General features: G+C 31.3%; 16 protein-coding genes and 3 pseudogenes. All 19 read left to right on the top strand.

Going from position 1 to position 24,615, the window contains the following annotated elements; genetic code table 11:
- Nucleotides 1–4 precede the first annotated feature (4 nt).
- On the top strand, nucleotides 5–2,584 hold the full coding sequence (locus STRPS_RS00095; protein ID WP_007895011.1) for a C40 family peptidase: 2,580 nt from the start codon (nucleotides 5–7) through the stop codon (nucleotides 2,582–2,584).
- 14 nt (nucleotides 2,585–2,598) lie between these two features.
- A complete protein-coding gene (locus tag STRPS_RS00090; RefSeq protein ID WP_001080402.1) occupies nucleotides 2,599–2,838 on the top strand; it encodes a hypothetical protein in 240 nt (79 codons plus the stop codon).
- A complete protein-coding gene (locus tag STRPS_RS00085; RefSeq protein WP_007895009.1) occupies nucleotides 2,825–4,408 on the top strand; it encodes a stalk domain-containing protein in 1,584 nt (527 codons plus the stop codon). The genes STRPS_RS00090 and STRPS_RS00085 overlap by 14 nt, the downstream gene beginning before the upstream one ends.
- Nucleotides 4,409–4,422: 14 nt before the next feature.
- The gene (locus STRPS_RS00080; RefSeq protein ID WP_007894975.1) at nucleotides 4,423–5,283 is read left to right on the top strand and encodes a CD1107 family mobile element protein; all 861 of its coding nucleotides are present in this window, start codon (nucleotides 4,423–4,425) and stop codon (nucleotides 5,281–5,283) included.
- A 73-nt stretch (nucleotides 5,284–5,356) separates the two neighbouring features.
- Nucleotides 5,357–5,968 (top strand): DUF6088 family protein, encoded by a 612-nt coding sequence (locus STRPS_RS00075; protein WP_007895003.1) that lies wholly within the window; start codon nucleotides 5,357–5,359, stop codon nucleotides 5,966–5,968.
- Nucleotides 5,961–6,944: a nucleotidyl transferase AbiEii/AbiGii toxin family protein gene (locus tag STRPS_RS00070; RefSeq protein ID WP_007895000.1), complete on the top strand. Its 984-nt coding sequence runs from the start codon at nucleotides 5,961–5,963 to the stop codon at nucleotides 6,942–6,944. Before STRPS_RS00075 ends, STRPS_RS00070 begins: the two co-directional genes overlap by 8 nt.
- Before the next feature lie 92 nt (nucleotides 6,945–7,036).
- A complete protein-coding gene (locus STRPS_RS00065; RefSeq protein ID WP_007895910.1) occupies nucleotides 7,037–8,749 on the top strand; it encodes a DNA topoisomerase 3 in 1,713 nt (570 codons plus the stop codon).
- The gene (locus STRPS_RS00060) at nucleotides 8,736–9,650 is read left to right on the top strand and encodes a DNA cytosine methyltransferase (RefSeq protein WP_050929732.1); all 915 of its coding nucleotides are present in this window, start codon (nucleotides 8,736–8,738) and stop codon (nucleotides 9,648–9,650) included. Before STRPS_RS00065 ends, STRPS_RS00060 begins: the two co-directional genes overlap by 14 nt.
- A 2,272-nt stretch (nucleotides 9,651–11,922) precedes the next feature.
- Nucleotides 11,923–13,531, top strand: a pseudogene (locus STRPS_RS10975) (Eco57I restriction-modification methylase domain-containing protein); the annotation flags it as partial.
- 209 nt (nucleotides 13,532–13,740) lie between these two features.
- Nucleotides 13,741–15,927, top strand: a pseudogene (locus STRPS_RS10970) (helicase-related protein); the annotation flags it as partial.
- Nucleotides 15,928–16,503: 576 nt separating this feature from the next.
- Nucleotides 16,504–18,174: a group II intron reverse transcriptase/maturase gene (gene ltrA, locus STRPS_RS00050; protein WP_007895911.1), complete on the top strand. Its 1,671-nt coding sequence runs from the start codon at nucleotides 16,504–16,506 to the stop codon at nucleotides 18,172–18,174.
- 88 nt (nucleotides 18,175–18,262) lie between these two features.
- Nucleotides 18,263–19,636: pseudogene (locus STRPS_RS00045) on the top strand (DNA helicase); the annotation flags it as partial.
- A gap of 43 nt (nucleotides 19,637–19,679) precedes the next feature.
- Nucleotides 19,680–20,339, top strand: coding sequence for a hypothetical protein (locus STRPS_RS00040; RefSeq protein ID WP_007891022.1), 660 nt, complete (start codon nucleotides 19,680–19,682; stop codon nucleotides 20,337–20,339).
- 323 nt (nucleotides 20,340–20,662) lie between these two features.
- Nucleotides 20,663–20,875 carry a helix-turn-helix domain-containing protein gene (locus STRPS_RS00035; RefSeq protein WP_004838415.1) on the top strand — a complete coding sequence of 71 codons (213 nt, stop codon included), beginning with the start codon at nucleotides 20,663–20,665 and terminating at the stop codon, nucleotides 20,873–20,875.
- 20 nt (nucleotides 20,876–20,895) lie between these two features.
- The gene (locus STRPS_RS00030) at nucleotides 20,896–21,594 is read left to right on the top strand and encodes a response regulator transcription factor (RefSeq protein ID WP_007891049.1); all 699 of its coding nucleotides are present in this window, start codon (nucleotides 20,896–20,898) and stop codon (nucleotides 21,592–21,594) included.
- 3 nt (nucleotides 21,595–21,597) lie between these two features.
- A complete protein-coding gene (locus tag STRPS_RS00025; RefSeq protein ID WP_007890999.1) occupies nucleotides 21,598–22,506 on the top strand; it encodes a sensor histidine kinase in 909 nt (302 codons plus the stop codon).
- A gap of 119 nt (nucleotides 22,507–22,625) precedes the next feature.
- The gene (locus tag STRPS_RS00020; protein ID WP_007891072.1) at nucleotides 22,626–23,393 is read left to right on the top strand and encodes an ABC transporter permease; all 768 of its coding nucleotides are present in this window, start codon (nucleotides 22,626–22,628) and stop codon (nucleotides 23,391–23,393) included.
- Between the two features lie 14 nt (nucleotides 23,394–23,407).
- Entirely contained in the window at nucleotides 23,408–24,331 is a 924-nt protein-coding gene (locus STRPS_RS00015; protein WP_007891111.1) for an ABC transporter ATP-binding protein, read from the top strand.
- Nucleotides 24,324–24,615: ABC transporter permease (locus tag STRPS_RS00010; RefSeq protein WP_037598821.1), on the top strand; the 292-nt coding region annotated here is incomplete at its 3' end. The genes STRPS_RS00015 and STRPS_RS00010, both read left to right, overlap by 8 nt.

Here is a 24,615-nt window from a genome sequence, read left to right as displayed (position 1 = left end):
CAACATGGATAAAAAACTAAAAAAAGATTTTCAAAAGAAAATTATACGAAATAGGGACGCTCCTGAAAAGAATATTGATAGTAAACTTGTTCATTCAGATGATTATACCAATAAGATTATTAAGACTAAGGATAGGTTCGGAGATAAAATTTCAGAAAAAGAATCTAAACTTATCCATGAGAATGTATTATCTAAAGATCAAAAACAAGATAAACTAAAAGATTTTCAGAAGTCTAAAAACAAGGAAAGAATCAGAAAAGAAGTTTTAGATAATAAGGATAAGGCTGGAGAAACAAAACAATCTAATCTTGAAATAAGGAAAGATGAAAGCTTTAAACTTGATGAAGACTTAGATGTAGACTTCAAAAAGGTGAATTTTGATAGTGAAAACAGTAGAAATATTAATTCTAATAAATTAACAACAGATGATATTTCAGCTAAGTCTCAACCAATAAGTAATAAGAAGGCATCAAGTAAAAGACAAGTTCTTAAAAATTATGAGGATAAACTTATCCATAGTAAGGATAAATTCCAAGACAAAATCAACGAGAAAGAGTCTAAGCGAATCCACACAAGTAAAGATAAACCTATTGAAGCAAAGAAGAGTAAGAGAATATACAGAAAAGATAAGCTTGTTAAAGATGAAGTAAGTAAGAACGAAAGTAATACTAATATCAATAAAAAGCAAAAGCAGAAACTTTATCAAGAAAAGAAGTTTAGAGATAAGGAAAAAATTTCTAATAAAATAGATAAAGAAAATAAGCTAAGCGAAGTTGATACAGATAAGACTTTTGATAATTCGAAGGTTAAAGACAATAATCAAGAATTTATAAAAGATGAAAAGGAAACAAGCCTTAAACCTTCAGAACAAAAGAAAGTTAATAAAAAGAAGACTTACTATAAGAGAAAAAATTATGAAAGTGATAAATTCACTCGAAAGAAAATTGATGACTTAAAAAATGAATCTAAGAAAGTTACAAGAAAAGATTCTAAGAAATCTCAAGATGTTAAAGATTTTATCTCAGATAAAAAGATTGGAGAGCTTGAAAAGTCTAAAAGTAAGCTAAAGGATAATATCTTAAAGAATAAAACTAAAGGAAGCCTATCTTCTGGGGTTTTATTATCTGGAGCTAAGTCATCAGAGCTAGTGAGAGATTATCTAAGTTCAGGATCTGACAATACTGGTGTAGAATCTGGAGAAAAGGTCGCTAATGTAAGCTCTAAACTCCAACATGGAATAAGGAAGTATAAGTTAGACAAAAAGAAAAAGTCCTTAAAAAAGCTATCTAAACTTGATAAAAAAATAAGAAAGAGAAAAAGCAAGTTGGAGTTTAAAAGTGGCTTGGAAGATTTAAAAAAGTCAGATGCCTATATCAAGAAAAATAGATTTAAGAAGTTTTACCAAAGAAAGCAAATGAAGAGCATGATAGCTAAAAAGCACGAAACAAGACTGGTAGATAGAGTTAAAAAGGCTATTTTAAGTTTAGGTAAGGCTTCTAAAGAACTAATCGTAAGAAAAAGTAAGATGATTCTATTTGTAGTAATAGGGCTAGGTCTTATGCTATCAATCATGATTGGTGGTGGAAGTGTTGGTATGAGTGGATTAAGTAACTCTGTTAACTCAGTAATGACAACAACATACCTATCACAAGATACAGTTCTAAGTGAAGTTAATCAAGAATTTTCATCAATGGAATATGACCTACAATCACAAATAGAAAGTGTAAAAACAAGTCATCCTGGATATGATGAATACATCATAAACAAAGAAGGAGAAATTGGTCATAATACCCATGAACTTTTATCCTATATAACTTCAAGATGTGGGGAAGTAAAATCAGCAACTGAAGTAAAAGGAATTTTAAAAGAACTTTTCGACAAGATGTATAAGCTTGATTTTAAGGAAGAAATTGAAATTAGAACAAGAACAGTAGCAAGAACTAGATATGATAGTCGTGGAAATCCTTATACTAGCTATGAAAAAGAAGAGTACGAATATAAAAAGTTAATTGTAACTTTAAAGAAAAAAGAAATGGATGAAGTTGTTAGGGAAATATTTAAAGATTATCCAGACAATGTAGTTCATTATGAAGCTCTTCTTGAAGCTAAGGGGAATATGGGAGATGTTTTTGGATCAGGTAATGGGGACTTAGGAGAAATAGTAGATAATCCAAACTTTGGAAATCCTGGTCTTGCTTTTGATTCAGCTACTGCAAAGGCTCTTTTTAATGAAGCAGAAAAACATATAGGCAAAAGATATGTGTTTGGAGCAAGTGGACCATCTAACTTTGACTGCTCAGGTTTTGTATGTTGGTCATTTACTAAGTCTGGTGTAAAGAGAATGCCAAGAACAACTGCATGGAGAATATACAAAGACTATTGTAATCCAGTAAGTCCAAGTGAAGCTCAACCTGGAGATATTATATTTTTCCATTCAACATATAACAGTGGAACACCAATATCTCACGTAGGAATATACGCAGGTAACGGAATGATGATTCACGCAGGAGATCCAATTCAATACACATCAATAAATTCAAAATATTGGAAATCACACTTTTATGGTTTTGGAAGACCAAGATAGAAGGGAGATATTATGTGAACAGAAAACTTATTAGTATTAGAAACAAAAAGAAAAAAATAGAAGAGAAATTAAAAGATTTAAATGCAAAATACAAGGAAATTTGCGATGAAGAAATACAAGTTGAAAATGAAGAAATAATTGTAACTCTTAGGAGGAACAATATTAGCTTGGAAGAATTAATGGAGAAAATCAATGATAGAAAAAGAGAAGAAAAATTAAAAGAAAAGGAGAACATTCATAATGAAGAAATTTAACACGAACAGACTAAGAGCCTTTTTTATGGCTCTTTTATTAGTTTTAACATCAACTTCAACTACTAATGTACTAGCTAAAGCTGATGATACAGATAGTAGTAAAAAAGTGATAGAAAGTTCTATAAGTAATATTAATGATTTAGAAAATCAGATCAAAGACTTAAATGATAAGAAACAAGAAGACCAATCAAAGATAGATGAATTAAAAGAAAAGCTAGAATCTTGCAAAGATAATGGAGAAAAACTAAAACAAGAAAAAGCTAAGCTAGAAGAAGAGGTTAGAGATAAAGATAATAAGATTGCTCAATTGGAAAAAGAAATTGAATATCTTACAAATTCTAACAATGATGAACTAATAGCAGAAATTACTCAGCTTAAAGATAAATTAAAAAGATTGCAAGATGAAAATGCAAAACTAAAAGAAGATTATGTATCTACAAAATGGGAGTTAGAAGCTGAGAAAGAAAAGACTGATAAAAACGAAAATAAAATCAAAGAAATGCAAGAAAAGCTCGAGTCTTTAGAAGAAGAACTTGCAAAGAAGACTAAAGAAATTGAGGATAAAGACAATAGAATTAAGGACTTAGAAAAAGCTCTTGATGAAAAAGATACTAAGATAAAAGACCTAGAGTCTAAAAAGAAAGAAACAGAAAATTCTAAGTCAGAATGTTTTAAGAAAATTGAAGAGCTTCAAAAGGCTATTGATAGTTTAAAAGAATCTTCTGAAAATACAAAAAAAGAATTAGAAGAGAAGATTAAAGGATTAGAAGAAAAACAAAAAGCTTCTGAAGAAGAAATTAAAAAGCTAAAAGAAGAATTAGATAAGAAAATTGAAGAAGCAAAGAAGTTAATCGAGGAAGCAAATAAAAAAGCAAAAGAAGAACTCGAAAAACGATCTAAAGATGAAAAAGATAAAAATCTAAACCAAGACTTAACTAAAAAATTAGATGAACTTCTAAAACTCCAAAAAGAAAACAAAGAAAAGAAAGAAGATAAGAAATCTCAAGATAAGAAGTGGGATGAACTTTTGAAAGCTGATGATAAGAACATCCTAAATCAATTTGATCTTAACAAGATGAAAGAGCAAGATAAACAATTGGACAAAAAACAAGTTAAAGATGAAAAAGAATTTGCAGTTTTTCAAGTAGACAAAAACTTCTATAACATTATCAACAAAGATGGTAAGACAACAGTATACATGGATGTAAAAACTTATGTAGACCAAGGAAGAACTATGATTCCAGTAAGATATATTGCTTATACTCTAGGTTTTAATGTTGAGTATGACAACTCTACTCGTGAAGCTATTTTCTCAAATAAAGAGAATAATATCCTAGCTAAAAAGACATTAAGACTAAATATTGATACTGGTGTTATGAAAGATTCAGATGGAAAGGTCTACAATTCAGATGTTAAGCCAGTGATTATAAATGGAAGAATTCATGCTTCAATTTCAAATATTGCTAAAGCTTTTGGAGCAAGTCATGGAGATATTAAAGATGGTAAAAACCAAACAATAGAATGGGACAATGCTAGAAAAGCAGTCTATGTATTTAAAAATGTAAAATAAGAAAGGATAAAAAAATGAATAAGAGCATTAAACGAGGAGTAGCCATAGCGTTACTCCTTTTTACATTTACAGTACCAGCAACTACATTTGCGATGACAAATGAAGGACAGATTGAAAGTCAAAACGAATCAATCTATGAACCACAAAAAGAAGAATTTGAAAAAATGTTGAAAGATGATGTTTTTACACCATCAAAAGAAGAAATTCCTTATCAAGATGTTCCAAGAATACCAGGAAATACAAGTGAAGCAAACAAGCCTTTAAATAATCCTCCTAAGAAAACACCACTTGTAAAAGGTGGTAATACTAAGGCAGTAAATAATCTTGCGACACAAGAAAATAAGGCAAGAGGTTCAGTAATTGAAAATGTAGATAGGAATGGAAAAGATATTACACCAAGTGGAGATACAGAAAAAGATAAAGAAAATCCAGTAGATGTAAGACAATTTTTAACATTTCAAACTAAAAGTGGAAAAACTATGCACCTAATAGTGGATCACTCATCAAATCAAGATAATGTAAGATTATTAACAGAAGTAGGAGAGCAAGACCTACTTAATATGATTGAATCAGAAGATAAAAATACTATAAAGGTTGAAGAACCTAAGAAAGAAGAAGTAAAAAAAGAAGAACCTAAGACTGTTCCAGTAAAAGAAGAAAAGAAAAGTGGAATAAGTTCATTTCTAATTGTTGCACTTGTAATTGGAGGAGTAATAGGAACAGGATACTATTTTAAGGTAGTTAAAGCAAAAGAAGATAGAATGTTGGAAGATTTTGAAGAAGATGATGAGGATTATATTAGTGAGTCAGAAGATGAATCTGACAATGAAGAAAGTCATGAAGAATCTTTAGATGAAGATGACGAACTATTATAAGGGTATTAAATTTAAGTACAATTGAACTTTTGTCACGGATATGATACAATATCTGTGACAAAGGAGGATTGTAATGAGTTCATATACAGAAAAAATATCAAACAAAATAAATAGTTTTGACTCACATAAAGTATTTTTTGCAAATGACTTTTTAGATATCGCATCTAATGCTACGGTTAGACAAATATTAAAAAGATTAGCAGATGAAGATAAAATTAAGCGTGTTATTGATGGATTCTATTACAATCCAAGATACAGTGAATTAATCGGAGAGTATGAAGCAGTATCAATTCATGAATTAGCACTTGCTATAGCAAGAAAATACAATTGGAATATTGCACCATATAATAGCACAGCCTTAAACCTATTGGGACTTTCAACACAAGTTCCAACTCACTATAAATATATATCTAGTGGAAGATATAAGGAATATAAAATTGGAGATACGGTTTTAGAATTTAAAAAAGTAAATCTAGGAGAAATTGCCAATATGTCCCTAAAGACTGCAACAGTTATTCAAGCAATTAAATCTTTGGGCAAAGAAAATATAAGTAACGAAGTCATACAAAAGATAAGAGAAAACTTAAGTGAAAAAGAAAGAACAGACTTAATGAACGAATCAAAATCAGTGCCAGCATGGATATATGAAGTAATAAGGGAAATTTGTGAGGGCAAAAATGAATAAGTTTTATGTGGAAAACAAAGATGATTTAAGAGTTTTAATAGTAAATACAGCCAGAAAGAAAAATGTATCTGAAGCAGTCATTGAAAAAGACTATTGGGTTACTTTTATCTTAGACTATCTATTTAATGAAAATAAATGGAAAGAATATTTAACCTTTAAGGGTGGCACATCACTGTCAAAATGTTTTGGACTCATTGAAAGATTTTCTGAAGATATAGATCTAATCTTAGATTGGCGAGTATTAGGATATGAAGAAAAAGAACCATGGATAGAAAGATCAAATACTAAACAGGATAAATTCAACAAAGCAGTTAATGAAAAGACAGAAGAATTTTTAAAAGATGAATTTTTAAAAGTTTTAGAAGAAGATTTAAATGACATGGACTTTGAATTTTGGGTTGATAGTCTTGATCCACAAACAATTCTATGTAAATATCCTAAAATCTTTGAATCTAATTATTTGACACAAAATATAAGGCTTGAAATAGGAAGCCTTGCAGCATGGACACCTGCAATTGATGTTGAAGTTTTGCCGATAATTGGTGAAGCATATTCAAATGTATTCCAAGAAAAAACTAATATAAGGACAGTATCAACAGAGAGAACATTTTGGGAAAAGGCAACTATACTTCATCATGAAGCAAATAGACCAGAATCTTCTCCTATGCCACACAGATATGCAAGACACTTTTATGACCTATATAAAATAGCAAATTCAGATTTCAAAGACAGAGCCTTAGAGGATAAGGAGTTATTAAAGAAAGTAACTGAATTCAAAATGAAGTTTTATCCTAGGAAGTGGGCAAGGTATGAAGATGCATTAGTTGGAAAATTGAAGTTAGTTCCAAGAGAGTACCGACTCCCTGAAATAGAAAAAGATTATAAGGCTATGTCAGAAATGATTTATGGAGACTATCCAAACTTTGAAGAGATTATAAAAGTTCTTCAAGAACTAGAAAAAGAAATTAATAAGTAAGTAGAATTCTCCCGAAAATAATATAATATTCGAGAGAAATACTTTGAGCGAGAGAGAAATCTTTCGCTCTTTTTTTATTTATGGAGGTATTAATGAAGTTAGTAATAGCAGAAAAGCCAAGTGTAGCAGTTACAATTGCAAATGTAATTGGAGCAAGAACAAGAAAAAACGGATATTATGAGGGAGGTGGATACATTGTTTCATGGTGTGTTGGCCATTTAATTCAAATGGCAAGTCCCGATAAGATTGATGAAAATTGGAAGAAATGGACAATAGAAAATCTTCCTATAATTCCAGAAGAATATATTTATGAAGTATCTAAAAGTACTAAAAAACAGTATGGAGTTTTAAAGAAGCTTTTAAACGATAAGAACATCGACACAGTTATAAATGCTTGTGATGCTGGAAGAGAGGGAGAACTTATCTTTAGGCTTGTATATAATCAAGCTAAATGTAAGAAGAAGATTCAAAGACTTTGGATATCTTCAATGGAAAACAAAGCTATTGAGGATGGCTTTAGAAATCTTAAAGACGGGGAAAACTTTGAAGACTTATATAGATCAGCAAGTGCAAGAGCCACCTCCGATTGGCTAGTTGGAATGAATTTAAGTAGGCTTTATTCTTGCATTTACAAGGAAACATATTCAGTTGGTAGAGTACAAACACCAACCCTATATTTAATAGCTAAAAGGGATAGTGAAATAAACCTATTTAAGAAGCAAAAATATTATACAGTTGACCTATCTTATGGAGAATTGAAACTTGTGTCAGATAGGATTGATGGAATTGAAGTTGCAGAGCAACTATTAAATCTACTAGAAGATGAAATAGTTATTACAGAGGTGGAATATAAAGAAATAAGCACAAAACCAGATAAGCCTTATGATCTCACTACCTTACAAAGAGAAGCAAATAAATATTTTGGGTATTCAGCAAATGATACTTTAAATCTGGCACAAGGTCTGTATGAAAAAAAGCTAATCACATATCCAAGAACAGATAGCAGGTATTTAACCGATGATATGGTTAATACTATGAAAGAATTATTAGAAGGACTTGAAGATGATTTTAAGGTTAATGAGTCAAACTTTAAGTCTATTTTTAATTCATCTAAGGTTACAGACCACTATGCAATTATTCCTACTATATCAGGTATTGGAAAAGCCAAAGATTTATCTGATAAAGAAAGTAAAATCTATAATTTAATTAAGGATAAATTACTTGCTTCATGTTCGGATAACTTAAAGGAATCTAGTAGAAAAATCAGATATGAATATGATAAATTTAACTTCAACGCAAGTGGCAAGACTGTAATCGATGAAGGTTATAACAAGTATCTAAAAACTTATAGAAAGGAAAGACAAGAAAATGAATTACCAGATGTAAAGACTGGAGATAAAATTAAGTTAACTTCTAAAAATATATCGAAAAAATTTACCAAAGCCCCAAGTCATTATAATGAAGATACACTTTTAAAGGCTATGGAGAATGCAGGGATTGAATCACTAGATAAAGATGTAGAAGTAGAAAGGAAAGGCTTAGGAACACCAGCTACAAGAGCAGGAATTATTGAAAATCTTATCCATAAGGATCTCATAAGAAGAGATAAGAAAAATTTACTTGTAACAGAAAAAGGCAATAGACTTGTATCGATTGTAGAGGATAAGTTTAAATCAGCAGAAACAACATCTGAATGGGAAATGAAACTTGCAAAGATTAGCTCTGGCGAAGTAGATAAAGAAGACTTTTTAAGAGAGATCGAAGTTAGTATAAGGGAGCTTGTAGACAGGTATAGGTGCTATTAGAAAGGCTTTTATTAATTTAAAGATACCTTATGAAGTTGTTGATTATGTAGAAATAGATAAGGCTTGTGTTAAATCATACAACGCACTTTATGGAGAAAGTTATAAGCCAAAATCAGTAGTAGGATATAAAGCTCCTAATGAGAAGATAGACTTAATTATGCATGGAAGTCCTTGCCAAGACTTTTCAAGAATAGGAAAAAAGCAAGGAGGAGTAAAGAATTCAGGAACTAGATCAAGCTTACTATTTGAAACAATTAGAATAATTAAAGAAATGAAAGAAAAACCTAAATGGATAATTTGGGAAAATGTAAAGGGAGTCCTTGATAGAAATATGAGGGATTCCTTTTTTATTTATCTAAAGGAGCTAGAAAATCTTGGATATGAAAGCAAATACGAAATCTTAAATGCAATGGATTTTGGGATACCTCAAAAAAGAGAGAGGATATTTGTTGTTTCATGTCTTGGAGCAAATAACTTTTCTTTTAATAAATTGGAGAGGAAAGAAACAAGACCACTAAGTGATTTTTTAGAAAAGGATGTAAGTGAACTTTATACAATGACCCAACCTTATATGCTGAAATTTTTAAATAAAGGCATAGATAATAGTTTTAGAGGGCGACTCAAAGTGATTAAAGATTTTACTTATACTATTTCTACAAAACAGATGAGAGTACCTAATTCTGGAATAATAGAGGTTGGAAATAATCAGTATAGGTATTTAACAGAAAGAGAATGTTTAAGACTCATGGGTTTTGATGACGGTGATATAGACAAATTAGAGAAAGTACATCCAAGAAGAAAAAATTGCACTTCAAGTAAACTTTATAAGCAGGCCGGCAATTCTATTGTGATTGATGTTTTAATGGCTATTATAAAAGAAATTCATAGAATGGAGGTATAAAATGCAAGTAAATGATTTTAAGAATATACAAGAAGCAATAAAGTATGAAGTTTTGCAAGATGAAAAAGAATATTTAAAACTCTTAAAAGTTATAGGCAATAATCAGAAATATGATTTTTCTAGCCAGTTAAGTATATATAACAAAGAACCTGAAGCTAGAGCTTGTGCGACTTTTGATATGTGGAAAAAATATTTTGGAAGAGTTGTTATGAGAGGTCAAAAGGGTATTCCAATTTTAGTTGGAAGTGATGTAAATCAAAGAATTTCATACATTTTTGATATTAGTCAAACCACATCAATGGATAGGAATATTAATGAGGTTAGCTTATGGCAGTTTGACCACGAAAACCATAAGGAGGCTTTAAAAGAAATAATAAGAGATTCTTCATTTGAAGCTAGTGATTCACTTAATGAAAATATATTTTCTTTAAGTCGAATTTATGGAGATGAATATATTAATTTGGCTCTTGCTGATTTAAGGATAGATATAGAGGATAGACTTAGTTTTGAAAAGTTTATGAGAGACTCAATATCCTATGCAGTAGCTAATAGGTTTAATACAGTCTATCCTATGGATATGGAAAATTTAAAAAATAATTTTTCTAGGATTAATACTATTTCTTTAGAACAGATAGGTCTTGTAATATCAAGGGTTAGCGAAGATATTATAGATAGCACAATAGAAAAATCTAAGGGAATGGATCGTGCTAGGCTGCTGACAGAAAGGGTCGCTGCCGACTATAATAGAGATATAGAAAATATAAATGAAGATAGAGGAGGTCAAGATGATTTATATAGACGAGATGATAGGTCAAGAAGTAGAGATGGACGAGTTTTCACAGATGGAAGCGACAGAGGAAATAGCGATGAAGATCGAAGAGAAAACCTTGGACATGATGGAGAAGGATCTGGAATTTATGGAGAGATTTCCGAATCCAACATACGCAGTTCTAAGACTGTCTTACCTGGTAGGGAGCGAGGACATGGAGAACTGGAAGAAACTTCAGGAAATGTACGAGGAGAAAACACTTTTGAACCATCTGAAGGAAATCCAGAATCAGGCAGTGGACTTTATCAAGATAGAGAAAGTCAAAATGATGAAAGCACAAGGATTGACAGAGAAGATGATGAGAGAGAATCCAGAGGAATACCAAGGACAGATGAACAACTTGATGGCAACAGTGAAGAGAATGGCAATCAAGGAATACGTGGAAGCCTAGAAAATGAAATAAGCCAAGAAAAGGAAGCTGATGAAGCTTCTTTTTTTGATGACAAAAACACTGAAAATAGAAAAGATTACTGGATTGTAGAATTTAATGAAAACCACGAATTAGTTCCCGATTATAGTGGGCAGATAGTAACTAAAGATTTAATTAATGTCCTAAGACAAAAGGATATTGATGTTAAAGACCATAATCAAACTCTTGGAGAAAATGAATTTGGAGAAATGACTGATGATTATATCGGATATTTCAAATTCTATTTTGACCACTATGTAGATGGCGAAGTTGTCGAGCATTATAGGATTGACCTTGGTGATGGTGAAGAAGTAAATGAGCGTGAATTTTCATATTTAGAAGAGCAAGTTGCACTAAGTGAGGAAAAATTTTCACAAGAAGAAGTTAAGGAAAAGATAGAGCCTAAATTTAAGATAGGCGATCAGGTTAGATATAAGGATAAGGACTTTACCATTACAGATTTTGATGAACTAAGTGGAGGACTTAAAACTGTAACCATTAGAGATAATATGGAATATATGGGAGGTATGATTAGGGGTTCGGAAGTAATTCCATATAGAAATGATTCATACCTTGAAGAAATCTTTGAAAATCTAAGTCAAACACCAGAAAAACTAGCAGTAAAAGTTGGAAAAGAATTTATTCTAGAAGATGAGAATATCTTTGATGGAATTAACTTAATTGAAACAGGAACTAAAGTAGAAGTTAATGGAGAAGAAATTCCCTTATATAAGGGTGAAACATTTGAAGAAAGTAGAAAGATTGATGACCTTTTAGATAGTGGAAATTATGAGATATACAAATTATCTGAGCATGAAAAACAAATTGAAAGACAAGTAGAACAAGAAAGCTTTATTGATAACTACAATCCTGAAATTGACCAAATGATGGATAGGTATGATATCCCAAGAGAAGCAGCCGAAAACTTATTGAGGGGTAAAGAAGATTTAAAGAATCTAGGCTATGAACCTAATAAGGAAAGACTAAGTTTTGCTAGAAATTATGACTTAAAAAATCATATCTACTCAGAATACCTGACACCATCAGAAAAGCTAGATAAAAATATAAAAGCTATTAAAATGCTAAAAAGACTTGAAAATGAAAATAGGAGTCCAAGAGAATATGAACAAGCCTATCTTGCTGATTATTTAGGTTGGGGTGGTCTTGCCGATGTCTTTGATGAAGAAAAGGGAGGGCAATGGCTCGAAGCAAGAAATATTTTAAAAGAAAATCTAACAAATGAAGAGTATTTGAATGCTAAAGAGTCTACTTTAACATCCTTTTATACACCTAGAGAGGTAATGGATGGAATATATAAGACTCTAACAGATATGGGATTTAAGACTGGAAATATCCTTGAACCATCTACAGGAGTTGGTAATTTCATTGGTAATATGCCAAGTGAAATACAAGGCTCTAAAGTCTATGGAGTAGAAAAAGATAGTCTAAGCGGAAGAATAGCAAAAGAACTTTATTCTGAAGCTAACATTCAAATTAAAGGCTTTGAAGAAACAAACTTCTCAAATAACTTTTTCGATTTAGTTATAGGAAATGTTCCCTTTGGAGATTTTAAAGTTAACGATCGTGAATATAACAGAAATAACTTTCTGATTCACGATTATTTTTTTGCAAAGTCAATAGATAAGATTAGGAATGGAGGAATTATTGCCTTCATAACTTCATCTGGAACTATGGATAAAAAAGATGAATCTGTTAGAAAATATATTAATGCTAGGTGTGAGTTTTTAGGAGCTATGAGGCTACCTAATACAACATTTAAAGGACTTGCTGGTACAGAAGTTACTTCAGATATTATTTTCTTAAAAAAGAGAGATTCAGTTATAGAAAGAGATGACGGTTGGATTCATCTATCAACTGATAAAAAGGGTTTGACTTATAATAAATACTTTGTAGATAATCCTCAGATGGTATTAGGGAATATGAAAGAAGTATCTGGCAGATTTGGCAATACTATTACTTGTGATGAAAAAGAAGATGAAAAGTTAAAAGACTTAATGGATATTGCAAGTAAGGAAATATCTTCAAATTCAAAATATGAAGAGGTCGAACTATTGGAAGATGAAGAATTAAGTCTTCCAGCAACAGATGATGTTAAGAATTTTTCTTACACTATTATTGATGAAGAGGTCTACCTAAGAGAAAACTCAGTCTTAATCAAGCAGAATATATCAGATAAAAATAAAGAAAAGATAAAAGATTATCTTGATGTAATGAATGCTTTAAAAGATGTAATAGAAAAACAAAAGGACGATTTTTCAGACGATGAAATAAAAGAGTCACAAGCAAAGTTAAATGAAGTCTATGATAACTTTTCAAAGAAACATGGCTTTATTAACTCCTTATCAAATACTAGAGCTTTAAAGGAAGACTCAAACTTTCCTTTGGTTTCATCAATAGAAATACTTGATGATGAGGATAATTTCAAAGCTAAGAGTGATATATTCTCAAAAAGAACAATAACAAAGGCAAAAGTAGTAGACTATGTAGATACTTCCCTTGAAGCCTTAGTCTTATCAGTTTCACAAAAAGGATATGTAGACTTTGAATATATGGAATCTATAACAAGTAAAGATAGGAACACCTTAATTGGTGAGCTTGAGGGCGAGATATTTTTAGATATTAAGGATACAGACCTAATAAATAACAGAATGCCCTTTGAAAACTTTAACAATGACGATCCATTTCATTTTTCATATGTATCGGCTGATGAGTATTTAAGTGGCAATATTAGAGAAAAGATTGGTTATCTCAATTCATATATCGGAGAAATTGAAAATGTAATAGATTTAGCACCTTCTGAAAAGAAAGACACATTATTAAACGAGTTAGGCAAACTCAAATATCAAAGAGAAAAATTACAAGAAGTTATGCCTGAAGAACTAACTGCTTCTGATATAAATGTAAGGTTAGGAGCAACCTGGATACCTCAAAAAGATATAGAAGACTTTACTTTTAATCTTTTAAAAACGCCAGGTTATGATAGGTGGAATATAAATGTTAGGTTCTCACCACATACAAGTGAATGGAACATTGAAGGTAAAAGTGTTGACTCAACTAATGACCTTGCTAACATGACTTATGGTACAAGTAGGGTAAATGCCTATAAGCTAATTGAAAATGCCCTTAACCTAAAAGATACAAAGGTATTTGATCAAGTAATAAATGATGATGGGTCTAAGACTTCTGTATTGAATAAAAAAGAAACTATGCTTGCAAGTCAAAAGCAGGAATTGATTAAAGAGGAATTTAAGAATTGGATATTTGAAGATCCTGATAGAAGATATAGGCTAGAAAAGATTTATAATGAAAAATTTAACTCAATTAGAAATAGAGAATTTGATGGTTCTAACTTAACTTTTGATGGAATGAATACTGAAATAAGACTTCGAGAACATCAAAAAAATGCCATAGCAAGGACTTTATATGGTGGAAACACACTACTTGCCCATGTAGTAGGAGCAGGAAAAACTTTTGAAATGGTAGCTTCTGCTATGGAATCTAAAAAGTTGGGACTTTCAAGTAAATCATTATTTGTAGTTCCTAACCATCTAACCACTCAAATTGGTAGAGAGTTTATGCAGTTATATCCGTCAGCAAACATTATGGTGGCCGATAAAAAAGACTTTCAACCTAAAAATAGGAAAAGATTTATTGGTAGGATTGCAACGGGAGAATATGACGCAGTCATCATAGGACACTCTCAATTTGAAAAAATACCGATGTCTAGGGAATACCAGGTAAGGCATATACAAGATCAAATAGATGATATAGTTTCCTTTATTGACGAGAACAAAAGAAATAGAGGAGAAAATTTCACAGTAAAACAACTAGAAAAGACAAAGAAGAAACTTTTGGTAAGACTTGAAAAGCTAAATGATGACTTTAAAAAAGATGATGTAATAACCTTTGAAGAACTAGGAGTAGATAAGTTATTTATAGACGAAGCTCATAATTACAAAAACTTATTCTTGCATACAAAGATGAGAAATGTTGCGGGTATCGGTCAGAGTGAAGCCTTTAAGTCTTCGGATATGTATATGAAATGTAGGTATATGGACGAAATGACAGATGGAAAGGGAGTTGTATTTGCTACTGGTACACCAATATCAAATTCAATGACAGAGCTTTATACCATGCAAAGATACCTTCAATATGACGATTTAAAGGCAAGAGGATTAGAACATTTTGACGCTTGGGCTTCTACTTTTGGAGAAACAGAAAACACCTTTGAATTATCTCCAGAAGGCACTGGATATAGACAAAAGACAAGATTTTCAAAGTTTTATAACTTGCCAGAGTTGATGTCTATGTTTAAAGAAGTAGCAGATATAAAGACTTCAGATATGTTAAATTTGCCTGTACCAGAAGCAAATTTTGAAGTTATTAAAACAAAACCTACTGAGGAACAAAAAGAAATATTAAAAGCTATTTCAGAAAGAGCTGACGCAGTTAGAAATAACCAAGTCGAGCCAACAGAAGATAATATGCTAAAGATTACAAATGATGGTAAGAAACTTGCTCTAGATCAAAGATTAATAAATCCACTACTTCCAGATGATCCTAATTCAAAGGTAAATGTATGTGTAAAAAATATCTTTTCGATCTGGGATAAAACAAAAGAAAAATCATCGACACAATTAGTATTTTCAGATATGTCTACACCAAAAGGAGATGGAGAATTTAATATCTATGATGATATTAGAAACAAGCTAGTGAATATGGGAATACCAAAAGATGAAATAGCCTTTATCCACGAAGCAGATACAGACAAACAAAAAGATGAATTGTTCTCTAAGGTAAGAAGAGGAGAAGTAAGAGTATTATTAGGCTCTACTCAAAAAATGGGAGCAGGTACAAATGTACAGAACAAATTAATAGCCTTACACGATTTAGACGTCCCATGGAGACCGTCTGACCTAGAGCAAAGAAGTGGTAGAATTGTTCGTCAAGGTAATGAAAATGATAAGGTAAATATCTTTAGATATGTCACAGAAAATACCTTTGATGCCTATTTATGGGTGCGACATGAAGTCGCTTAATTTAACTGTTTGGCATGATGACCAAACCAACTATTCCGTTAGTTGAGCCGAGTATCGACTGCACTTAGGTGTGGTAAGCCGATATTAAAGTAGCCCTACTTGAGGTAAAACCGTGAGGAAATACCGAAACTGCCAGCAACAAGGTGGTTAGGGAGCGAGGCTTGATAATATGGCTAACATATGTGAACTACTGATAAATGTCGTTAAGGTGAACAGGCTAAAATTGCTGATAAGCCTGAACCAAAATGGTGTGTAGTCGGATAATTCTTTCCACAGTGGGATTACACGGACAAAAAGACTACCGGCAGAGAGGTAGAGCCTAAGTTATCAATGTTAATTAAGTGAAACATGGTAAGCCTGTACTATTGCCATAAGGCAAGGCAAATCGTAAGAAATGCTGATAATGGTGCAGGTAAAGGAGAATGGAAAAAGCGAATGCCATCTTGTAATTAGATGGATAGGGGTTCAAAATTTGCCCTAACTTGAAAGAGTGCAGACTTCCATTTGGTTTTTAATCACAAGAGAACTTGTAGAATTTTTGAAAGGAGAAAGCAAATGAACAGTAAAATGTGTGCTACTACTAACAGAGCTAAAAACTGGGAAAGTATAGACTTTTCTCTAGCAGAAAGCTATGTTAAAAAACTACAAATACGTATTGTGAAAGCGTGGGAAATGAGTAAATATGGAAAGGTAAAATCTTTACAACATTTACTCACAACTTCATTTTATGCAAAAGCCTTGACTATTAAGAGGGTAACTGAAAATCAAGGCAAGAAAACAAGTGGTGTTGATGGTGAATTATGGCTAACACCACAGGCAAAGTATAAGGCGATAGAAAAGTTAAATTTAAGAGGATATAAACCTAAGCCTCTTAAAAGAGTGTATATACCAAAGAAAAATGGCAAGAAAAGACCTCTCAGCATTCCTACAATGACAGATAGAGCAATGCAAACCCTATATAAATTTGCACTTGAGCCAATAGCAGAAACTACTGCTGACCCTAATTCTTATGGATTTAGGGCAAAAAGATGTACACAAGATGCTATCGAGCAGTGTTTTACATCACTTAATAAAAAGAAATCTGCAAAATGGGTACTGGAGGGAGATATAAAAGGTTGTTTTGATAATATAAGTCATGAATGGATATTAAATAATATCCCAATGAACAAGAAACTATTAAAACTTTGGCTTGAGTGTGGATATATAGAAAAACAAAAACTATTTCCAACAGAAACAGGAAGTCTCCAAGGCTCGCCAATATCACCTATTATTTCTAATATGGTATTAGATGGTCTAGAAAAAGCAATCAAAGAGAAATACCATAGAAGAACAGTAAATAAGAAAACATATTTCCCAAAGGTTAATTTTGTTAGATATGCAGATGATTTCATTGTTACAGGAGAAAGTGCAGAATTGCTTGAAAATGGTGTAAAGCCAATCATTGTAAAATTCTTGGCTGAAAGAGGTTTAGAATTATCAGCGGAAAAGACACTCATAACGCACATAAATGACGGTTTTGATTTTCTTGGAGTTAATATTAGGATGTATAAAGATAAGTTGCTGACAAAACCATCTGATAAGAACTTCAAGGCTATTGTCGATAAAATCAGACGAATCATAAAAGATAATCCGTCAATGAAACAAGAAATTTTGATTAGAAAATTAAATCCAATCATTATAGGTTGGGTAAACTATCAGAAGTATAATGTTTCATCGAAAGCCTTTGAAAAACTTGACTATGAAATATATAAAAGTTTGTGGACCTGGTGCGTTCGTCGACACCCAAAGAAAGGTAGAAAATGGATAGCTAAGAAATACTTCCATACCATTGGGAATAGAACTTGGACTTTCAGTGTAGCAACTGGTGACAGAATGGAAAATGGCGAGAAATACTATCTTCGTCTTAAATATGCTACAGACACTGATATTAAAAGATTTACCAAGATACAAGCTGAAGCAAATCCATTTGATGAAAATTGGCAAATATACTTTGAAGAAAGAGAAGAGTTAAAAATACGAAACGAACTTAAAGGACGTACAGTTATAAATAGACTGTATAAAACGCAAAATGGAATATGCCCTGTTTGTGGAGAGAAAATAACTATTGATACAGACTTTAGAGTACATCAAACAATTCAAAATAACATTACCCTTAAAACTATAGTACACCCTTTGTGTCATAGAAAATTGCATATAAATGATGAAGAAAACACGCTGGCTCTTTAATTAGGGCTTATAAAAACTTGAGCCGTGTGAGGGGAAACTCTCATGCACGGTTCTTAGAGGGGAAAGGGATAGTAATATCCCCGACCTACTCGACCAGACTATAGAAAATAAGCAGAAATTTATATCCCAAATTATGACAAGCAAGACGCCTGTGCGTGTTGCAGAAGATGTTGATGAAGCAAGTCTATCTTATTCAGAAATTAAGGCTTTAGCTACTGGTAATCCTCTAATTAAAGAAAAGATGGATTTAGATAACGAAGTTACAAAACTAAAAATGCTGGAAGCAAACTACAAGTCTAATAAATACAAGCTTGAAGATAAGGTAAATAAAATTTATCCTCAAAGTATTTTAAAAACTGAAATGGAAATAAAAGCAGTTAAAGAAGATATTGCAAGTATTGAGAAATTAGGAGAAGGAGATAACAAATTCACTTCAATCAGTCTTGGCTCAAATAAAATTTTAGATAAGAAAGAAGCCGGAGATAAGCTATTAGAAGAAATAAAAAAGGTAAAGATAAATGATAGCAAGGTTATTGGTAAATATAGGAATTTAGACTTACAAGTTTCATATAACTTTATGACTAATACTCACACCTTTAAACTTCTAGGAAAAGCAGAATACTTCGGAGAGTTTTCAAACTCTACTGATGGTAATATAACAAGGCTTGATAATGCAATTGAAAAAATGCCTGCAAGACTTGAAAGGTTGAATCAAAACCTTGAAAACTATAAAGAATCTTTAGAAAATGCCAAAGTAGAATTAACTAAACCATTTGAAAAAGCAGATGAGTTAAGGGATAAGACACTAAGACTAGCTGAGATTAATAAACTTTTAGATATGGGAGAAGTAGAAGAATTAGAAAACCAATCACCATTATTAGAAGATTTAAAGAGGGCGATAGTTGATTATTCTAATTACGAGTTCTCAGAATCTAATAGCTATGAAGACTTTGACAAATTATACCCTGATTTAAGCCATATAGGACTTGCCTATACAGAAACGCCAGATGGTAAGCACACGATTCAATATGAGGTAAATTTGGAAGAAAAAACATGGACTCAATATGTAGATAATGTAGCTATTAGAACAGAATCTTTTGTAGAAGAAGATATATCTAACTCACAAGCTATTAAAGATATGACTGAAGCCATAAAGATGTCAAGTTTTGATGATTTGGTATCGGTAGATGAAGAAGATTTAAAACAAGCTCTAGGACTAGAGATAGATGATGATGGAAACTTCTATGATCCACTAGCAAAAGATCTTGACAATGATGGAATACCAGATAGGTATGACAATGATTTTAAAGATAGTGATTACTTTGAATCAACTTATGATGTAGAGGATAATCTACACGCAAGGGAAGAGAAACCATCAATATTGGGACAAATATCCAAATTTAAAGCGGAAGAAGAAAAAGATAAAAACCAAGAAAAAAATGAAAAAGGACAAGAAAGATAGAGGAGGGCGAAAGGCTCTCCTTATTTAGTACAAGGAGGAAACTATGGAATACAAAGATATTAGAGAAAACTTAGAAGAAATGATGAATGATAACTACAAGGATTTTATAAAAGCACTTGTGAGCATAGAAAAAGGCGTTACTGATGAAAAGGCACTTGAAGAAGTCTATGTTTTATATATGATCAAAGACACAACAGGTCTATTAAATGATGACTTTGACTATATGATTGATGATATGAAAGAACAAGGTAAGATTGTTGAAAATGTCAGTGATATTGAAGAAAAAGATGATCTTATAAATCTTGTCGGTAATATAGCAGGCAAAGTAGAAAATCTTGAAAGAGAAAATGCAAATGGAGAAAAGTTTAAAGTAAGTAATTTTTCAATTGTTTCAAAAGATGACGATGGAAATAAAGTTTATACTAATTGTTCAGCCTATGGAGATAAGACAAAAGATTTAGAGAACTTAAAACAAGGAGATTTTGTTAAAATATTTGGTCAAGTAAAAACAAGCATTGACAACAACGGAAAGGAACATAAGAATGTCCGTATTTTGTCTTATAAGCTTTTAAAAGCAAAAGAACAAATGAAAGGACAAGAAAAAAAGAAAGAGTCTGTGCTTGGAGAAATCAAAAAATATCAGACTGAAGATAAGGGAAAGCCTAAAGAAAAGAAAGAAACATCAAAAGAAGCTGAAAGATAAACTTATGGTCGGTGTGGTCTTAGTACTGCACCGACTCTTTTTTTGTTTGGAGGAAAAAAGAGGAGAGAACACTATCTCTCCATATCCTTGCCCATATAAATTCCTAGTTTTTTCGTATCCTGTAAAGATCGTCCATTGTTTTTTTGAGGAAGAATACTCTCGCATAAGGGTATTCTTTTTTTGTTCAGTTTATGAAGTCTGTATAAAGACAAAATGTAAAAAATGGTTGTAAACAATCTTTTAAAAATCAAATAAAAATTGAATATAATCAATAAAAGTGATATAATTACTCCGAAAATCGTTACAAAGAAAAGAGGATTAGTATGGCATTGAATTATAAACCATTATGGATACTATTGGCGAAGAAAAGTTTGAAGAAAACAGATGTAATAGTTATGGCAGGGATTACCACTAATGTTATGGCACAGATGGGAAAAAATAAGCCTATAACACTTAAAAACTTAGAAAAAATATGTAAGTCTTTAGATTGTACACCGAATGATGTATTTTCCTTTGATGATAATTATATTGAATAAGAAGTATGGAGTTATGAGATATGAGAGAGATAATAATTATAGATGATGATATAACATTATGTAATTTAATTAAAAAGTGTTTAAGTACTGATGGATATTCTGTTGATATTGCCAATAATGGATTAGACGGATATAAGAAAATACGAAATGCAAATAATTTGTGTCTGATTTTATTAGATATTATGCTTCCTGATTTTGATGGGTTTCAAGTTCTGGAGATGATAAGGGAAGAATGCACTATTCCGGTTTTAATGCTGACTGCGAAGTCTGATGATGATTCAAAAATTTATGGACTTAAACGAGGTGCTGATGACTATTTGACAAAGCCATTTAATATAAATGAACTTAAGGCAAGAGTTGAAGCTATGGTTCGTAGATATATAGATTTCAATCAGAAAAGCACAGACCAGTCTGATATACTCACAATAGATGGTATGCAAATAGATAAGGAAAATAGAATTGTAAAAATAAGTGATAATAACATAGAATTAACAAATAAAGAATTTGATTTATTGTATTTTCTTGCGTCTAATAAAGGGAGGATTTTTACAAAAAAACAAATATATACGAATGTTTGGGAAGAAGATTATCTTTTTGATGATAGTAATATCATGTCTTTTATCAGTAAGCTTCGAAAAAAAATAGAGCCTAACCCTGAAGAACCAACTTATATTTTGACAGTTAGGGGCGTGGGTTATCGTTTTAGTAAGGGGGTATGATATATGGATGTAAAAATCATCATAATCTTATTATTGATATTTGTAATTTTTTGTTTGTTAAAAAAAATTACCAACATAAAAAAAGAAATAAACAGTATTCAGGAAGTACTCGTTGATATAAAAAATGGTGATTACAATCGCAGAATTTTAATTAAGAAAAATGAAACTACAGAAAAGATCTGTCATGATATAAATGAGATAACTCTACAAAGTCAGAACAAGCTAATAGAACAAAAGCAGTCAGAACAGGCGTATAAATCGCTTATGACAAGTTTGTCTCATGATGTGAAAACTCCTTTAGCATCTATGGTCGGGTATTTGGAAGCAGTGCAAGATGGAATTGTTACGGGAGATGAGAAGGAAGATTATATAAAAATTTCTTTAAGTAAGGCACATTACTTGAAGGATTTTGTAGAAAAACTCTTTGATTGGGTAAAGTTGGATTCAGGAGAATGGAAGTTTTCTTTTGTAGATAAAGACCTGAATGAATTAACAAGAAATGTGATAAGCGACTGGATTCCTATTTTTGAAGAAAAACATATAAGTTATGAAATTGAAATTCCGGAACAGGAATTCTATATAAAGATAGATGAAAATGCCTATTTTAGGAGCTTAAACAATATTATAAACAATATTATTATTCACAGTAATTGTGATAGAGTACACTTGAAATTAGAAGAATCGGATACAAAAGCTACTTTGATGATTTTAGATAATGGAAATGGTATAAGTGAAAAGGACTTACCATATATATTTGATAGGATGTATCAGGCAGATAGTTCAAGATTAACAAAAGGATCGGGACTTGGCTTATCAATTGCTAAAGAATTGTTAAGAGTGAATAATGCCAAAATAAGGGTAAGTAGTATACCTAACATAAAAACTGTCTTTACTGTGGAGTTTGCAATGTAAGTAGCTGATTTAGAAAGCCCCTTTTGGGGCTTTTTTTATTGAAACAAGATAAAAACAAGGGTGTCGCAAGATTATGGCAAGGTTAATCATTTATAATATTTATTGTAAGGAGGTGCGATATGTTCTTGATAAAAGCTGAAATAAAAAAATGGAAGAGAAGTAAAATTTTGATAGGTATTATTATACTAACTGTTATCTTGAATTTGTTTGCAATTGAAAGAGCATTTTCAATTTCAAGAGAAAGTCCTATCATGGATAGTTTTGGAGACTTATATTGTTTAGCGTTTAAGAATATAACTTTTGTGTTCTTGCCAATCGTAATTGGAATGATTTCTACAATGTTATTTTTTGACGAAAGGAAGAATGACACTTTAAAGAATGTACTAATAACTTCGGTTAGTAGATTTGAAGTATTTTTTGCGAAATTTATTTTGATAGAATTACTGACTATATTTTTGATGGTATTAACATATATGTCATCAGTTTTGGGTGCAGTATTAAGTGCCGGATTCGTAGATTTTAATTTAATTACATTAAAAGAGGCAGCAATATTATATATGCTTGCAGCTTTATTAATTCCGATTGCAATGCTTCCGGTAATTTATATTGCTACTTTTTCTAAGAGTTATGTTTTACCTATTTCTATGTGCTTGCTTTATTTAGGAATGGGGATATTTGGAGCTTCGATATTAGTTCATATACATCCGCTTGCAAGTTTATTAGGGGTTTATCAAAATGTATCATCGGCTGCCAAAGAAATGGTAGAAAACAGTATAGGTGGATATTCGTTAAATGTATCGCAGTTTAGTTGTTTGTTACATATTTTAACAATTGGAACACTATTTTTTGTGTTCTCTATAAAATCTATGAAAAGACAAAATTATTAAGGAGGAAAAAGAAAATGAAAAACTATATTATTGAAACAAAGAATTTAACAAAAGTGTATGGAGAACAAAAGGCTGTAAATTCGGTAAATTTACACATTGAAAAAGGTTCTATATACGGGCTATTAGGACGAAATGGAGCAGGAAAGACCACTATTATGAAGATGATACTGGGACTTACTGATATTACGAATGGTGAAGTAAGTGTTTTTAACCAAAATATAAAAGGTAATGAGAAAAAGATTTATCCAAGAATTGGTGCGATTATTGAAACACCTGGATTTTATCCTAATCTTACAGGGACGGAGAATTTGGAAATATTTGCACTGCTTAGAGGAACGGCTTTCCCTGATGCGGTAAAAAATGCTTTAGAAGTAGTTGGCTTACCACATAAAGATAAGAAACTATTCGGAAATTACTCTTTAGGAATGAAGCAGAGACTTGGGATTGCTAATGCAATTTTACATGATCCAGAGGTTTTAATTTTAGATGAACCGACAAATGGCTTAGATCCCATTGGAATAGCGGAAGTTAGAAATTTTATAAAAGATTTAAGTATAAAAAAAGGAAAGACAATTTTAATCTCCAGTCATATTTTATCTGAAATAACACTTCTCGCTGATACAGTTGGCATTATAGATAAAGGGGTTCTTTTAGAAGAAAGCAGCATGGAAGAATTAAATAAAAAAAATAGAAAGTATATTATGTTGGAAGTGTCTGATGTATCAAAGACGACTATTGTGTTGGAAAAAGAGTTCGGAATAACCAACTATTCTGTTGAAGATAATAATCATGTAAAGATATATAGTTACGGATTAGATATGGCAAAAATTAATAAGTCATTAGTTATGAATGGAATATCGGTGGCTTCATCACAAACCTGTAATGATTCTTTGGAAGATTACTTCAAGAAGATAACCGGAGGAGAGGGAATTGCTTAATTTAGTTAAAGTAGAGTTTCTTAAATTGAAAAGGAAAAAGATTGTTTGGATGATGTTTCTGGCAACACTCTTAATGCCATTGCTTGCCACTATATACTTTGGGAATATAGACCTTTCAGACAATGCAATGAAATATTTCAAATGGACAATCTTTAGTTATAATTTATGGCTGATTTTACCAATTATATTAGGAATATTTTCCACAATGATTGTGTCTATGGAGTATGAAAATGACACTTTTAAAGCATTATGGATTGTTCCGATACAAAAGACGAAGCTTTTAA

Source organism: Streptococcus pseudoporcinus LQ 940-04 (assembly GCF_000188035.1).
GTDB lineage: Bacteria > Bacillota > Bacilli > Lactobacillales > Streptococcaceae > Streptococcus > Streptococcus pseudoporcinus.
The sequence above is the reverse complement of the archived record's forward strand: the minus strand, read 5'-3'. Positions and strand labels throughout refer to the sequence as shown.

What these genes read in the sequence shown, in the direction of transcription:
- STRPS_RS00095 (WP_007895011.1), top strand. Translation starts at nt 5, where the DNA reads ATGGATAAAAAACTAAAAAAAGATTTTCAAAAGAAAATTATACGAAAT.
- STRPS_RS00085 (WP_007895009.1), top strand. Translation starts at nt 2,825, where the DNA reads ATGAAGAAATTTAACACGAACAGACTAAGAGCCTTTTTTATGGCTCTT.
- STRPS_RS00080 (WP_007894975.1), top strand. Translation starts at nt 4,423, where the DNA reads ATGAATAAGAGCATTAAACGAGGAGTAGCCATAGCGTTACTCCTTTTT.
- STRPS_RS00075 (WP_007895003.1), top strand. Translation starts at nt 5,357, where the DNA reads ATGAGTTCATATACAGAAAAAATATCAAACAAAATAAATAGTTTTGAC.
- STRPS_RS00070 (WP_007895000.1), top strand. Translation starts at nt 5,961, where the DNA reads ATGAATAAGTTTTATGTGGAAAACAAAGATGATTTAAGAGTTTTAATA.
- STRPS_RS00065 (WP_007895910.1), top strand. Translation starts at nt 7,037, where the DNA reads ATGAAGTTAGTAATAGCAGAAAAGCCAAGTGTAGCAGTTACAATTGCA.
- ltrA (WP_007895911.1), top strand. Translation starts at nt 16,504, where the DNA reads ATGAACAGTAAAATGTGTGCTACTACTAACAGAGCTAAAAACTGGGAA.
- STRPS_RS00040 (WP_007891022.1), top strand. Translation starts at nt 19,680, where the DNA reads ATGGAATACAAAGATATTAGAGAAAACTTAGAAGAAATGATGAATGAT.
- STRPS_RS00035 (WP_004838415.1), top strand. Translation starts at nt 20,663, where the DNA reads ATGGCATTGAATTATAAACCATTATGGATACTATTGGCGAAGAAAAGT.
- STRPS_RS00030 (WP_007891049.1), top strand. Translation starts at nt 20,896, where the DNA reads ATGAGAGAGATAATAATTATAGATGATGATATAACATTATGTAATTTA.
- STRPS_RS00025 (WP_007890999.1), top strand. Translation starts at nt 21,598, where the DNA reads ATGGATGTAAAAATCATCATAATCTTATTATTGATATTTGTAATTTTT.
- STRPS_RS00020 (WP_007891072.1), top strand. Translation starts at nt 22,626, where the DNA reads ATGTTCTTGATAAAAGCTGAAATAAAAAAATGGAAGAGAAGTAAAATT.
- STRPS_RS00015 (WP_007891111.1), top strand. Translation starts at nt 23,408, where the DNA reads ATGAAAAACTATATTATTGAAACAAAGAATTTAACAAAAGTGTATGGA.